Here is a 13,595-nt window from a genome sequence, read left to right as displayed (position 1 = left end):
TAACGACTAGGTGCGCCTGCGCTTAACTGTCGCGTCAGAGGGACTGCCAAGATCCGCTTGGTGGAACCTGTAGCCGTTTCCTCTTCATTCGCCCGACGGTGCCGCCAAGGATGGTGTGGTGGCAGAACGGCTCTTGCACCTCAACGTCAACGGCAATGGACTCGCGAAGCCGGTGAACAGCTGGCGGCATAGCGATCCGCCGACGTGGTTCCTCGACTTCGACTCCTGGGAGAAGCTCGGACAGATCGCCGAACGCGGCCTGCTCGACGCCGTATTCCTGGCCGACCACCTGGGTGCCACCGACTTCAGCAAGCCGTGGCACGCCTTCGACCCACTTATGCTGCAGACCGCCGTGGCCCGCGCAACCACACACGTCGGTGTGGTTGCGACGCTCTCGGCGACCTTCTATCAGCCCTGGGACGTCGCACGTCGTGCCGCGACGCTCGACATCGCCTCTGGTGGCCGGGCTGCGGTCAACATCGTCACGTCCGGTGAGGACGCCGCGGCGGCCCTGTACGGACGGGGGCCGTTACCTGATCGCGAATACCGATACGGGCGCGCCGAAGAAGTACTGATCGCCGTCAAACAGCTCTGGGACTCCTGGAGTCCAGACGCTCTGGTCGCCGACCCTTCGACGGGTGAGTTGGTGTCCGACGGAGGGGTGCCTGCCGTGGACTTCGACGGCAAGCACGTCGGCTTCCATGCGCGGTTTCAATTGCCACGGTCCGTGCAGGGGCGGCCGGTCATCGTCCAGGCCGGCGCGTCGCCGCTAGGCATCGAGTTGGCCGCAACGCACGCGGACGCCGTGTTCTGTGCGGCGAATACGGTGCCGACCGCTCAGGCGTTCTACCGCAACCTCAAAGCCCGTGCGGCCGCCCACGGCCGCAACCCAGACGAGTTGTTAGTTCTGCCCGGCCTGAACATCACGCTCGGCAGCACCGAGGCCGAAGCCAAAGCGCGCCGTGCCGAACTGGTCGGCCCCGTCGTGGTGGACGCCGCCGCAGTGGACGCACTGGCCACTCTGGTCGGTGTCCCAATTGCCTTGCTGGACTTGGACAAGACCTTGCCATGGGACTTCTTCGAGTCACCTCAGTGGGGGCCGCGCAGTGTCGGCAGCGCCAATGCCGTGTTGTCGGTGGCTCGCCGGGACAATCTCACGGTGCGCCAGCTACTGGAGCGTCGGGCGAACGCCCAGAACGCCATCGTCGGTACGCCCGAACAGGTCGCCGACGAGATCGAGGTCTGGTTCACCCAACGCGCGGCCGACGGCTTCAACGTCAACTTCGACATCTTCCCCTCCGGTCTCGAGCAGGTCGCCGATCACCTGGTGCCCGAGTTGCAACGCCGGGGGATCTTCCGCAAGGAATACGAATCCACCACGCTGCGAGGCCATTACGGCCTGCCGCCGCTCGAGCTCGACGCGCGGCACGCCGTCACGGCCCGATCAGGAGACTGCCAATGACTCGCCAACTGCATCTCAACGTCAACGCCAACGCGCTAGGGCGCGCGCCTGGCGGCTGGCGCCTGCGCGAGGACCCGCTCGGCTTCATCGACATCGGCGAATGGGAGAACCTCGGCCGGACCGCCGAGCGCGGTCTGCTCGACGGGGTGTTCCTCGCCGAGACCCTCGGCTTCGGGCAGCAGGATTTCACCAAGCCCTGGAACGCAATTGACCCGTTCATCGTGCTGACCGCGGTGGCCCGAGCGACCACGCACGTCGGCTTGGTGGCGACGGTGTCGTCGACCTACCGCCACCCCTACCACATCGCTCGGCTGGCGTCCTCGCTCGATCTGGTGTCCGGCGGCCGGGCCGCGATCAACGTCGTGACCACGCAGTCGACCCGGGCCGGCGCCCAATTCGGGCTCGATGCCCATCCCGACTACGACACCCGCTATGGCCGCGCGGACGAGGCGATCGCGGTGATCAAGGAGCTGTGGCAGTCGTGGGACCCGGAGGCACTGGTCGGCGACAAGGAAACCGGTGAGCTGACCGACCTTTCGAAGGTTCGCGAAGTCGACTACGTCGGCAAGCACCTCAAGGTGAACACCTGGTACCAGGTGCCGCGCTCCCCGCAGGGTCACCCCGTCGTGCTGCAGGCCGGCGCGTCCGAGCAGGGCATCGACCTGGCCGCGAAGCACGCCGACGCGGTGTTCTGCGCCGAGCACAACCTGGCGCAGGGCAAGGAGTTCGCCAAAAAGGTGAAGGCCCGGGCGCGAGATGTGTACGGCCGCAACCCCGATGAGGTGCTCATCCTGCCGGGACTGTGGCCGGTGCTCGGGAGCACCGAGGCCGAGGCGCGTGAGCGTCGCGACGAGCTCGAAAGCCTCAACACCGACAACGTCGACTCGCTGGTGTCACTGGCCAAGCAGATCGGCGTGCCGGTGGACAGCCTCCAGCTGGACCGGCAACTGCCGTGGGAGCTGATCAACGCGCCGGAATGGAAACCGACGAGTTTCGGGTTCGCCAATTCCGTGCTGCAGGCCGCCCGCGCTGAGGACCTGACGGTGCGAACCCTGCTCGACCGGCACATCGCCGGCGGCGGGCACCGCATGCTGGTCGGCACGCCAGAGCAGGTTGCCGACGAAATGGAGGCGTTCTTCACCGGGGGTGCGGCCGACGGGTTCAATCTCAACCACGACTTCTATCCCGTCGGGCTCGACCTCATCGTCGACCATTTGGTTCCGGAGTTGCAGCGCCGCGGCATCTTTCGCAAGGAATACGAGTCCACCACGCTGCGCGGTCATCTGGGGCTGCCCGTCCCGGTGGGCGCTCGTTAGCCGAACGCTCAGCCTTTGTTGTGGCCCTTTCCGTGGCCGTGCTTCTTGGGTGGTTCTGCGGGCGGCGCGAGCGGGGCAGTGCTGGGCGGCGCCGGCACGGCACTGGCCGGGGTAGCAGTGCTCGAAGCGGTGGTGTTCGTGGGCGGTGTGACAGGCGCAGGTACAGGGTGCGTCCACGAGTCCGCGATGAAGGCTGCCGCGGTGATGACGATGGCCACCAGCGCGAGCGCCAGCATGGTCACCCGTTTCGATCGGCTCATCGCCGGCCTGCGCCCGTGAGTTCCGCCCCCGTCTGGTTGAGGCAACGGTGGCACGGGGGAGGTCAGCACCATCGTGGACGGCCGCACTCCGAATGGTCGTCGGCTTCCGGCGGCCAGTGCGGCGTTCATGGCGTCGGCGCTGTCGAACCGCCACTGTGCGTTGGGCGCCAGCGCGCACTCGATCAGCGCCCCCAAATCCGGGTCGATGTCAGGACGCAGCGCAGCCAACGCCGGGGGCCGCTGCGTCATGATCGCGTGAGACAAGGAGCCCAGGGTGTCTTGAGGGAAGGCCCGACGCCCGGTCAGGGCTTCGTAACCGACCGCGCCGACGGCATACACGTCATCGGCCGGCGTCGCCGGTCGGCCCGCCAGCCGATCAGGGCTGAGATAGGCCACGGTGCCAACGATTTGGCCGGCAACGGTGTGATTGGTCTCGGCGGTCTTGGCGATGCCGAAGTCGGCGAGCTTGGCCATCCCGGTCGAGGTGAACAAAATGTTGCCGGGCTTGATGTCACGGTGCAGGATTCCGACTCGGTGCGCTGCCGCCAACGCTGCAAGCACCTCTGCCAGCACGCCGCGCATCACGGGTTGAGCGAGTGGACCGCGAGCGATCAGGTCGGCGAGCGTGTTGCCAGGTAGCCGCTCCATCACGATGAACGGGGCGCCGCGGTGCTCTCCGGTGTCGTGCACGGCGACGATGTTCGGATGACTTAACGCGGCGGCCGCGCGTGCTTCGGCCTCGAAGCGTCGACGGCTTTCGGCGTCGGCCGCCAAACCCTGGTGAAGCAGCTTGACGGCTACTGGGCGGCCGAGTCGGTTGTCCCAACCGTCGCGGACCTCGGCCATCCCGCCACGACCGAGGACGCCGCGCAGCGCATAACGCCCGCAGAGCACATCTCCAGTCGACACGGCGTCCACGGTAAACCTCTAGGGAGGGCGCCCCTTCGAACCAGGCCAGCGAAGGACGAATCAGGCCGGCGGTGCGAAGAACTCCAACGCCACGCCATCGGGGTCCCGGAAACTCAGTCCGGAGCCGTAGTGCGCGTCGACGATGCCGCCATGGGCGACGCCGAGCCCCTCGAGCCTGGCCTGCTGCTGCTCGAGTTCGGCGCGGCTCGCACAGCCGAACCCGACATGGTCGAGCCCGACGTGGAACTCGGTGAACTCCCCGTCGGGCGCACTTCGGTCGTGCTGATGGATCCCGAACAGGTTGCCGTCGGGCAGCGCCCACACCAGGTGCCGGAAGCCCCCGTCGGTGTGCTCGTCGAGCAGCGGAGGCGCCCCGATCAGGGCTTCGTACCACGGACCGCTGACGGCGATGTCGCGCACGGTCACCGCGACGTGATTGAGGGCGGAAATGGTCATCGTCTGATCCTCGCTGTCGGTAGTTCGTTCGGTTCAACCACGTTCGTGGCGTCGGTTCGGTTCACTGGGGGGCTAGACGACCCGCCTCCCGCGACGTGCCCTGGCGCGCATGTCCCACAGGTACAGCTGGTATCCGAACAGCCAGGCTTCGTGCGGGATGACGCGGTCGGCGACCCGCAAGCCGGACAGCAGCCAGTCGAACCGCCGCTGCTGGCTACCGGTCCACGGCAAGTGCATGTGCTCGCGAAACTCGGCGGGCAGGAAGCCCGTCGTCGCGAACAGATTGAAGCCGCCCGCGAGCAGCCGCAGGGGTGCGGGCAGGAAAGCCACGGTCGCGACGCCGTGAAGATGCTTGCGCACCGGCGGATCGATGCGCAGCTGATCCAGCGACCGCTTCCAGTACTCGTCGAACGCCGCGCGGTCGGCAGGCCACATCCCGTCCCGCACCTGAAGGGTGGTCCCGAGTGTCTTGGCGTCCTCGTAGACGGCGTCCGCGGCCTCGTCGTCGAGCGGCCCGTAGAGAAACTCGTGCATGTCGACGTAGTACCGATAGAGACATGCGGCCACCCATAGCTGCAGGGCGGGGTCGAATGCGTGATACGCCACCGGGCTTGTCGCGTTCGAGCGCACCAGGGCGTGCACCCTGTCGACCTCGGCGCGGATGAGGGCGCGGTCGCCGTCCGTGCCGTACGTGGCGGCGGCCAGATACGTGCCCGTGGTGCGGGCGCGCTTGAACGGGTGCTTGTAGACGTTGCCGCTGTCGACGGGGCTCTCCAGCACTCCGTACCCGACGCCGGGCGAGGCGAGTTGCATGATCACGTTGGCCGCAGGCAGCAGCGCCGCGGCCGGATTCAGCAGATCGACGACGCGCGTCGGCCGCTTGGGTGGCCCAAGCCTCATGGGATCGAGTACACCACCTCGTGAGACGCTGCCGAAGTGTTTGGGCAGACATCTCGGGGCCGGGCGGCCGGACTCGCACTGGGTTGGCTCGCCGACCGAGCCCTCGGTGACCCGCGCCGCGGACACCCCGTCGCCCTATTCGGTCGCGGTGCGTCCGCCGTGGAGCGGCTCACGTATTCCGACGCCAAGGGGGCAGGCGTCCTGCATACGACGGTGTTGCTCGGCCTGCTGGGGGCGGCGGGGATCGGGGCGGAGCGCACCGCCGCCAAGCGTGGTGCCGCCGCGACGGCCGCGGTCACCGCCGCAGCGACCTTCGTCGCGCTCGGGGGTACCTCGCTGGCACGCACGGGCGAGCAGATGACCCGCCTGCTCGAGGCCGACGACGTCGACGGCGCGCGCGCACTGCTGCCGTCGCTGTGCGGACGGGAACCCAGCGCATTGGACCCCGCGGGCTTGACCAGGGCGGCCCTCGAGTCGGTGGCCGAGAACACCTCCGATGCGCAGGTTGCCCCGCTGTGGTGGGGGATGCTCGGCGGTGTGCCCGGGTTGCTGGTCTACCGTGGCGCGAACACCCTCGATGCGATGATCGGCCACCGGTCTCCGCGCTACGAGCGGTTCGGTTGGGCCGCAGCCAGATTCGACGATGTACTGAACTACGTTCCGGCCAGGGCCACCGGGTTGCTGGTGGCCGTGTGCGCGCCCGCGGTCGGCGGCTCCGCCGGGGCGACGGTGACGGCCTGGCGACGTGACGCGGCCCGCCATCCGAGCCCCAACGCGGGCGTGGCGGAGGCGGCCTTCGCCGGTGCCCTCGACGTACGGCTGGGCGGACCGACGCGGTACGCGCATCGCACGGAGCTACGCCCCACGCTCGGCGACGGGCGCGTGCCCGAGGTCGCCGACCTCGGCCGTTCGGTGACCTTGTCGCGGGCGGTGCAGGTGCTCGCGGCCGTCGCCGCGGTGGCCGTCAGCGCCGCTTGCCGTAGCGGTCGGCCAGGCGCTCCTCAGTCGTGACCGGGGCGGGTGGCTCCGTCGCCGACGTCGCCGGCTTGCGCTCGCGCCGCCTGGCCTTGAGCTCGGCTAACACGAAGTAGCCGACGCCGATGGGAGCGATGATCCCGAACGCGATCCACTGGATGCCGTACGACAGGAACGGGCCCCCGTCGAGGTGGGGTAGTCCGATCGCGCCGAGACCGCCGGGTTGGTCGTCGACGAGCTGAAGATAGGAGCCCGCCAACGGCACCCCGGTCAACGCGGCGATCTGGCCGGGATTGATCGCATAGACCTGCTGCACCCCGTCTTCGCGCAACGGGTTCTTTCCAGCGGGCACCTGCTCGGGATCCCGTAGCCGCGCGGTGATGGTGACCGTGCCCGTCGGAGGCGGGCCGAACGCCGGCACCTTGTTGCCCGTCGTCGGCTTCACGTAGCCCCGGTCGACGAGCACCGTCGGGCCGCCGTCGACGGCGAACGGCATCAACACTTCGTATGCGGGATCGCCTTCGATCACCCGAAGGCGCGCGAGCACCTGGCCTTCTGGGAGGTATTTGCCGGTGGCCGTCACCCGACGCCACGCAGCGTCGGGCGCCGTCGAATCCTGGTGTGGCAGATACGTCGTCACCGGAACGGGAGCGGCCGACAGCGAGCTGGTGATCTGTGCGTTCTCGCGCGTCGTCTTGGTGTTCTTGCCAAGTTGCCACGGGGCCAGCACCGTGAAGCAGAGATAGGCGAACGCGATCACGATGACGTAGAGCGCCAGCCATTGGGGGCGGAGCAGGAACGCGAAGCGCCGGAGGGCAGGAGCGAAGCGACCGGGGAGTGGAGCAGGCATCAGCTGGCGATTCCTCGGGCTGCGAGTTGCTCGTCGACCCAGTCGTGCAATCCGGGCAACGAGGCCTCGATGACGGCGTAGGTCTCCTCGTAGTCGTCGACCGTGCCGTAGTACGGATCCTCGACGTCCAGTGGATGCGCGGCCGAATGCGGATCGAATGAGCGCATCATGCGCACCCGGGCCGCAGCTACGCCAAGGTCGCGCAGGATCCGCACGTGGTTGCGCCCCATCGCGATGACCATGTCGGCGGCCATGTGGTCGTCATCGAGGTGCGAGGCGCGGTGCGACGTCGGATACCCGTGGTCGCGCAACACGTGGGTCGTGAGTTGGTGGGCGGGCTCACCCGCGTGCCAGCTACCCGTGCCCGCGCTGGTCACCCGCACCAGGCCCGTGAGGCCCCGTTCGGACAGTTGGTGGGCGAACATCTTCTCGGCCATCGGGGACCGGCAGATGTTGCCCGAACAGACGAACGTCACGTGCAGCGGATCGGCTACAGATTCCCCGGGTCGCTGCGCTCCTGCCCGCCGATCAGACACCAAGCACCTCCCGCAGCTCCGCCACGGTCGCCACGCTCTTCACCGCGTCAGGCCCGCCGAAATCGTCTGCGCCGTAACCCCACTCGACGACGACGGTGTCGATGCCGTGCGCCGAGGCGCCTTCGACGTCGTGCGCACGGTCGCCGACCATCAGTACGACGGCCGGGATGGGCTCCAGCTGCGCGAGGGCGTGTGCCACAACGTCGGCCTTCGACGCGCGCACACCGTCGACGCTGGCGCCCGCGATCACTTCGAAGTGCTGGTCGAGCCCGAAGTGCTCGATGATCCGCCGCGCGGTCGGCTCGGCCTTCGACGTGGCCACCGCCAGCCGCACCCCGGCAGCCCGCAGGTCGGCCAAGAGGTCGGGAATTCCGTCGAACAGGCTGTTCATCGCCCAGCCGCGGGTGGTGTAGTCGGCCCGGTAGGCGGCAATCGCCTCGTCGGCCCGGTCGCCAAGGCCCATCGCACTCAACGTGTGGTGCATCGGCGGCCCGACGAGCTTGCGGGACAGGTCACCTTCGGGCACGGGCGCCCCGATCTCACCCAGCGCGTGACGGAAGCTGGAGACGATTCCGTCGGCGGAATCGGTCAGCGTGCCGTCCAGGTCGAAGATCACTAGGTCGGGGCTCACCGTTCCATTGTCTACTGTCATGTAGTGGCAAGTCTCAGGCGGCGGGCATGAGCGCGCGATTGGCTGACGTCATCGACGTCCTGGACGCGGCGTACCCGCCCCAGCTCGCCGCGGACTGGGACTCGGTCGGGCTGGTGTGTGGCGATCCCGCCGACGCCGTCGAGTCGGTGACGATCGCCGTCGACGCCACCGCCGCCGTCGTCGCCGGCGTTCCCGAGCGCGGATTGCTGCTGGCGCACCATCCGCTTCTGCTGCGTGGGGTCGACAGCGTCTCTGCCGATACCCCCAAGGGTGCCCTGCTGCATCGACTGATCCGCGGCGGCAGTGCCCTGTTCACCGCGCACACCAACGCCGACGCGGCCTCGCCTGGGGTGTCCGATGCGCTGGCCGATGCGCTGGGTCTGACCGTCGAGGCGGTACTGGCCCCCGGGTCAAGCGGACCTGCCCTCGAGAAGTGGGTGGTCTACGTACCGCACGAGCACGCGGACGCCGTACGCGAGGCGCTCTTCGCGGCGGGCGCTGGGCACGTCGGCGACTATTCGCACTGCTGCTGGTCGACCGACGGCACCGGCCAGTTTCTCCCTCACGCGGGCGCCAACCCCGCCATCGGCAGCGTCGGAGCGGTCGAACGAGTGCCCGAACAACGCATCGAGCTCGTCGCGCCGACCCGGTTGCGCGCCGAGGTGCTGGCGGCACTGCGCAACGCCCACCCCTACGAGGAGCCCGCGTTCAACGTCTTGGAGTTCGCCGCGATGCCGTCGGACGTCGGCATCGGGAGAATCTGTTCCCTACCGACTCCGGAGCCGTTGTCGGCCTTCGTCTCCCGCGTCGCCGACGGGCTACCGCGCACTTCGTGGGGAGTCCGCGCCGCAGGCGATCCAGCTGCGACGGTGTCGCGGGTGGCGCTGTGTGGGGGAGCGGGCGACTCACTGCTCGAGGCCGTTTCGTCGGCGGGTGTGCAGGCCTACCTGACGGCCGACCTGCGCCATCACCCCGCCGATGAATTCCGACGCGGAAGCGAGGTCGCGTTGGTCGACGTCGCTCATTGGGCGAGCGAACAACCGTGGTGCGTGCAAGCCGCGCGACTGTTGGCACAGCACTTCGGGGAGGCCCTACCCGTGCACGTCAGCTCGGTTCGAACCGATCCATGGAACCTGGAAAGAGAAGTATGAAGGCAGAAGTCGCACAACAACGTTCGATACTCGAACTCACCGAGCTCGACGCCGAATTGCTCCGGTTGACGCACCGAGTCACGCATCTGCCCGAGCAGCAGCGGTTGGATGCCATCGGCGAGGAGCAGCGGGAGGCAAACGACCGGCTGGCGGTGCTCGGCCTTGCGCTCGATGATCTCGACGGCCAGGTGGTCAAGTTCGAGGCCGAGGTCGACGGGGTGCGTCAGCGCGAGGATCGGGACCGTGGCTTGCTCGCGGGCGGGCAGACCGACCACAAACAACTGGTCGAACTACAGCACGAGTTGGAGACCTTGGAACGTCGCCAATCCAGCCTGGAGGATTCGCTGCTCGAGGTCATGGAGCGGCGCGAACAGGTGGCCGAAGAGCAGAATGCGCAGCTGATCCGCATCGACGAACTGCAGTCCGAGCACTCCGCCGTGCAGGCCACCCTCGACGAGGCCCGCGTCGTGATCGAACAGGAGAAGCATCGCGGGGCATCTCGGCGCGACCAGTTGACGGCCGCGATCGATGCCGATCTGTTGGCCCTCTACGAACGCGTGCGGGCCAAGGGCGGCATCGGTGCCGGGCTCCTGCAGGGCCGACGGTGTGGGGCCTGCAGAATCGAGATCGACAGGGGCGAACTGTCCCGGATCTCCGCCGCGCCATCCGACGACGTGCTGCGTTGTCCAGAGTGTGGGGCAATCTTGCTGCGGCTCAAGGACTCCGGACTGTGAGGGTCGTGGTCGAGGCCGATGGTGGCTCGCGAGGAAATCCGGGATCCGCGGGATTCGGCGCGGTGGTCTGGTCGGCCGAACGCGACACCGTACTTGCCGAACGCAAGGCGTCCATCGGCACGGCCACCAACAACGTGGCTGAATACCGCGGCCTCATCGCGGGACTCGAAGCGGCGGCCGACGTCGGCGCGACCGAGGTTGCGGTCTCGATGGATTCGAAGCTGGTGATCGAGCAGATGACGGGGCGGTGGCGCGTCAAGCATCCCGACATGGTCCCGCTTCACGAGCGGGCCAGCGGGCTCGCGGCTGGGTTCGACCGCGTCACCTATGCGTGGATTCCGCGGGCCAAGAACTCTCATGCCGACCGGCTGGCCAACGAGGCCATGGACGCCGCGAAGTCGGAAGCCGATGAGGTCGACGAGTCAACGAAACCTGCTGCGGCACAGACTTCTCCGACCGCCTGGACGGGTGCCCGCGGCGCGCCGACGCGGTTCTTGCTGCTACGTCACGGGCAGACGGAGCTGTCCGTCCAGCGGCGGTACTCCGGGCGCGGCAACCCGGCGCTGACCGAACTCGGTCGTCGTCAAGCGGACGCCGCGGCGAATTACCTCGCCGACAAGGGGGGTATCGCAGCGGTGATCAGTTCGCCACTGCAACGGGCCTACGACACTGCGACCGCGGCCGCCAAGAAACTTGGCCTCGACGTCATCGTCGACGACGACCTGATCGAGACCGATTTCGGCGCGTGGGAAGGCCTGACCTTCGGCGAGGCCGCCGAGCGGGACCGCGAACTTCACGGCAAATGGCTGCGCGATACCAGCCAGTCGCCGCCCGACGGCGAGAGCTTCGATACCGTCGCACATCGCGTGCGACGCGCGCGCAACCGGATCGTGGCCGAATATGGCGACGCGACGGTGCTGGTGGTGTCCCATGTGACGCCCATCAAGACTATCCTGCGGCTCGCGCTGGACGCGGGGAACAGCATCTTGTACCGCCTGCACCTCGACCTTGCCGCCCTGTCGATCGCCGAGTTCTACCCGGACGGCCTTGCGTCGGTGCGGCTGGTCAACCAGACGGCGTACCTGGACGGGCTCGACTAACGGCCGTGCGTCAGGTCTGCACGTGGAACCGTTCGCCGTGCGGCCCGAAGATGGCGATGGCCTCGGCGGGGCCGTCGACCGCGCCGAACCAGTGCGGTGTCCACGTCGAGAACTCCACCGCCTCACCGGGTTTGATGACGAAGTCGCGATCGCCAAGGAGCAGGCGCATGCGTCCGGACAGCACGTAGAGCCACTCCTGGCCATCGTGCACGGGCAACGGGTCCGGCGGGGTGCGGCGACGGGTGCTGACGCGAATCTTGAACGCGTGCAGGCCGCCTGCGGGCCCACTGCGGGTCAGCGGCCAGTAGGTGACGCCGTTTGCGGTGTGAGAACTGCCTTTCACCCGCGGGTCCTCGGCCTCCGGGGCGCGGAGCAGTTCATCGGTACTCACCGAGAGCGCCGACGCCAGCCGCGGCAGGTGGTCCAGGGCCAGCCGTCGCTTACCGGATTCCAGCCGACTCAATGTCGAGACGTCGATGTCTGCCTTGGTGGCGACCTCGTCGAGAGTCAGGCCGCGTTGCGTGCGCAACTCGCGCAGTCGTCGCCTGACCCGAAGATCGACGTCGTCGGTTGGTTTTGCCTCCATAGCAAAAGATGTTGGCAGATTCCAACTTGGTCGGCAAGGTGGGTGACATGGATACCGAATGGGATTGCATCGTCGTCGGAGGTGGCGCAGCGGGTCTGAGTGCCGCACTGGTGTTGGGGCGGGCCAGGCGTCGCGTGCTGGTGGTCGACGCGGGGGCTCAAAGTAACCTGGCTGCGCACGGCATCGGAGGGCTGCTCGGTCACGATGGACGACCGCCTGCGCAGTTGTACGAAACTGGCCGTGAGGAACTCGCCGAGTATCCGACCGTAGAGGTCCGTCACGGCGAGGTGGTGCGGGGTGATCGGGATGGTTCCGGTGGCGCAGGCTTCGTACTCACGCTGGCCGACGGTACCCATGAGCGCACGCGGCGCGTGCTGTTGGCTTCGGGCATGGAGTACCGGATGCCGCGGCTCCCCGGCCTTGCCGAACTGTGGGGGAGTTCGGCGTTCCACTGCCCGTTCTGTCACGGTTGGGAGATGCGCGATCAGCCCCTTGCCGTGCTCGCGAGCGGGGACAGGGCCGTGCACATGGCGCTCATGCTTCGCGGCTGGACCGACGACGTCGTCGTGCTCACCAATGGCGACCCGATCGACGCCACCCAGCATGGTCAATTGACTGCTGCCGGCGTCGGGGTCGACGAGCGCACCGTCGCCGAGTTCGTCTCGAATGCAGGCGAATTGACGGCCGTCGCGTTCACCGACGGTGGCAGGCTGGCGCGCCGCGGCGTGCTGGTCGCCTCGTCGCTGCATCAACGGTCCGGCTTGGCGGCTAGCCTCGGCGTCGAAACGGCGCCACTCAATCCGGTTTCCGAGGACGCCGTGAAAGTCGATGCGTTCCATCGCACGTCGGTGCCGGGAGTGTTCGCGGCAGGTGACCTCAGTGCGCAGCTGCCGCAGGTCGCCGCCGCGATCGCCGGAGGGTCCATGGCGGCAGCGGCCGTCGTCCAGAGCTTGCTCGCCGATGACTTCGGGCTGCCGGTGCCACCGTGGCCCATGGAAAGGGAGGATGCAGATGCACTCGCATGAATCGGGCGGAACCGCCCAGGAGTATTGGGAACAGCACTACGGCGAGCGGGAACGCATCTGGAGCGGTCGGGTCAACGTCCAACTCGCTTCGGTGGCTGCCGAACTGACACCGGGCAGGGCACTCGACCTCGGTTGCGGCGAAGGCGGAGACGCGGTCTGGCTGGCCGAACGGGGCTGGCAGGTGATGGCCGTCGACGTGTCGGAGACTGCCCTGGCTCGCGCCGCGAAGGAGGCCGAGGCGCGAGGTGTGTTGGACCGCATTGACTTTCAGCACCACGACCTGTCCGACAGCTTTCCCGATGGGGTGTTCGACCTCGTCTCGGCGCAGTTTCTTCACTCCACCGTGCGCTTGGAGCGGCCGCAGATCCTGCGCAACGCGGCGCGGACCATCGCACCGGGCGGGCTGCTCGTCATCGTCGATCACGCGGCACCGCCGCCATTTTCGAAGAAGGTTCCGCACGATCACCCGTTCCCGAGTGCCCAGGAGGTGCTGGCCGAGTTGAACCTGCCCGCCGCCGAATGGGATCAGGTGCGCGTCGAGGTGGTGGAAAGGGCGGGCATCGATCCGGACGGTCAGCCGTTCACGTGGCGGGACAATCTGATGGTGCTGCGTCGACGCGGGTGATGGCGCGCCGAGTGGGGATCTCACGACGAAATTCACGGGCAGACGTCGTGAGATTCCC

At 68.0% G+C, this 13,595-nt stretch carries 15 protein-coding genes; 8 read left to right on the top strand and 7 right to left on the bottom strand.

The features are described 5' to 3' along the window. Positions 1-118 precede the first annotated feature (118 nt). Together SLQ30_RS11410 and SLQ30_RS11405 are read left to right on the top strand one after the other, a co-directional pair. Entirely contained in the window at positions 119-1,462 is a 1,344-nt protein-coding gene (locus tag SLQ30_RS11410; protein ID WP_319446376.1) for an NtaA/DmoA family FMN-dependent monooxygenase, read from the top strand. Then, positions 1,459-2,778: an NtaA/DmoA family FMN-dependent monooxygenase gene (locus tag SLQ30_RS11405; RefSeq protein WP_319446375.1), complete on the top strand. Its 1,320-nt coding sequence runs from the start codon at positions 1,459-1,461 to the stop codon at positions 2,776-2,778. Before SLQ30_RS11410 ends, SLQ30_RS11405 begins: the two co-directional genes overlap by 4 nt. An 8-nt stretch (positions 2,779-2,786) precedes the next feature. On the opposite strand, the gene SLQ30_RS11400 is transcribed toward SLQ30_RS11405, so the two are convergent. From SLQ30_RS11400 to SLQ30_RS11390, 3 genes are all read right to left on the bottom strand, one after another. Continuing rightward, positions 2,787-3,947 carry a serine/threonine-protein kinase gene (locus SLQ30_RS11400; RefSeq protein WP_319446374.1) on the bottom strand — a complete coding sequence of 387 codons (1,161 nt, stop codon included), beginning with the start codon at positions 3,945-3,947 and terminating at the stop codon, positions 2,787-2,789. Positions 3,948-4,007: 60 nt separating this feature from the next. After that, entirely contained in the window at positions 4,008-4,403 is a 396-nt protein-coding gene (locus tag SLQ30_RS11395; protein ID WP_319446373.1) for a VOC family protein, read from the bottom strand. Positions 4,404-4,475: 72 nt separating this feature from the next. Then, positions 4,476-5,303, bottom strand: coding sequence for an oxygenase MpaB family protein (locus tag SLQ30_RS11390; RefSeq protein WP_319446372.1), 828 nt, complete (start codon positions 5,301-5,303; stop codon positions 4,476-4,478). Positions 5,304-5,339: 36 nt separating this feature from the next. On the opposite strand from SLQ30_RS11390, the gene SLQ30_RS11385 reads away from it, so the two are divergent. Continuing rightward, a complete protein-coding gene (locus tag SLQ30_RS11385) occupies positions 5,340-6,314 on the top strand; it encodes a cobalamin biosynthesis protein (protein ID WP_319446371.1) in 975 nt (324 codons plus the stop codon). Here SLQ30_RS11385 and SLQ30_RS11380 read toward each other — a convergent pair. From SLQ30_RS11380 to SLQ30_RS11370, 3 genes are read right to left on the bottom strand one after another with little or no spacing between them, the layout of a single operon-like run. Continuing rightward, positions 6,268-7,128, bottom strand: coding sequence for an SURF1 family protein (locus tag SLQ30_RS11380; protein ID WP_319446370.1), 861 nt, complete (start codon positions 7,126-7,128; stop codon positions 6,268-6,270). The genes SLQ30_RS11385 and SLQ30_RS11380 overlap by 47 nt on opposite strands. After that, positions 7,128-7,664, bottom strand: a complete 537-nt coding sequence (locus tag SLQ30_RS11375) for a low molecular weight protein-tyrosine-phosphatase (RefSeq protein ID WP_319446369.1) — start codon at positions 7,662-7,664, stop codon at positions 7,128-7,130. Before SLQ30_RS11375 ends, SLQ30_RS11380 begins: the two co-directional genes overlap by 1 nt. Further along, complete coding sequence (locus SLQ30_RS11370; protein ID WP_319446368.1) at positions 7,657-8,316, bottom strand: HAD-IA family hydrolase; 660 nt, start codon at positions 8,314-8,316, stop codon at positions 7,657-7,659. The genes SLQ30_RS11375 and SLQ30_RS11370 overlap by 8 nt, the downstream gene beginning before the upstream one ends. Before the next feature lie 26 nt (positions 8,317-8,342). On the opposite strand from SLQ30_RS11370, the gene SLQ30_RS11365 reads away from it, so the two are divergent. Genes SLQ30_RS11365 through SLQ30_RS11355 form a run of 3 tightly spaced genes read left to right on the top strand, consistent with a single transcriptional unit; the run spans position 8,343 to position 11,301 of the window. Further along, positions 8,343-9,467: a Nif3-like dinuclear metal center hexameric protein gene (locus SLQ30_RS11365; RefSeq protein WP_319446367.1), complete on the top strand. Its 1,125-nt coding sequence runs from the start codon at positions 8,343-8,345 to the stop codon at positions 9,465-9,467. Then, entirely contained in the window at positions 9,464-10,201 is a 738-nt protein-coding gene (locus SLQ30_RS11360; RefSeq protein WP_319446366.1) for a zinc ribbon domain-containing protein, read from the top strand. The genes SLQ30_RS11365 and SLQ30_RS11360 overlap by 4 nt, the downstream gene beginning before the upstream one ends. Then, positions 10,198-11,301 carry a bifunctional RNase H/acid phosphatase gene (locus SLQ30_RS11355; protein WP_319446365.1) on the top strand — a complete coding sequence of 368 codons (1,104 nt, stop codon included), beginning with the start codon at positions 10,198-10,200 and terminating at the stop codon, positions 11,299-11,301. The genes SLQ30_RS11360 and SLQ30_RS11355 overlap by 4 nt, the downstream gene beginning before the upstream one ends. Positions 11,302-11,311: 10 nt before the next feature. Here the strand turns inward: SLQ30_RS11355 and SLQ30_RS11350 are convergent, their stop codons facing one another. After that, on the bottom strand, positions 11,312-11,887 hold the full coding sequence (locus tag SLQ30_RS11350; protein ID WP_319446364.1) for an XRE family transcriptional regulator: 576 nt from the start codon (positions 11,885-11,887) through the stop codon (positions 11,312-11,314). Positions 11,888-11,934: 47 nt separating this feature from the next. Here SLQ30_RS11350 and SLQ30_RS11345 point away from each other — a divergent pair, with 47 nt between their 5' ends. Continuing rightward, on the top strand, positions 11,935-12,912 hold the full coding sequence (locus tag SLQ30_RS11345; RefSeq protein WP_319446363.1) for an NAD(P)/FAD-dependent oxidoreductase: 978 nt from the start codon (positions 11,935-11,937) through the stop codon (positions 12,910-12,912). Then, positions 12,899-13,537, top strand: a complete 639-nt coding sequence (locus SLQ30_RS11340) for a class I SAM-dependent methyltransferase (protein ID WP_319446362.1) — start codon at positions 12,899-12,901, stop codon at positions 13,535-13,537. Before SLQ30_RS11345 ends, SLQ30_RS11340 begins: the two co-directional genes overlap by 14 nt. Positions 13,538-13,595 lie beyond the last annotated feature (58 nt).

It is taken from the genome of Mycobacterium sp. RTGN4, assembly GCF_033804635.1.
GTDB lineage: Bacteria > Actinomycetota > Actinomycetes > Mycobacteriales > Mycobacteriaceae > Mycobacterium.
Note: the sequence above shows the minus strand (reverse complement) of the source record. Positions and strands in the feature narration are given on the sequence as shown.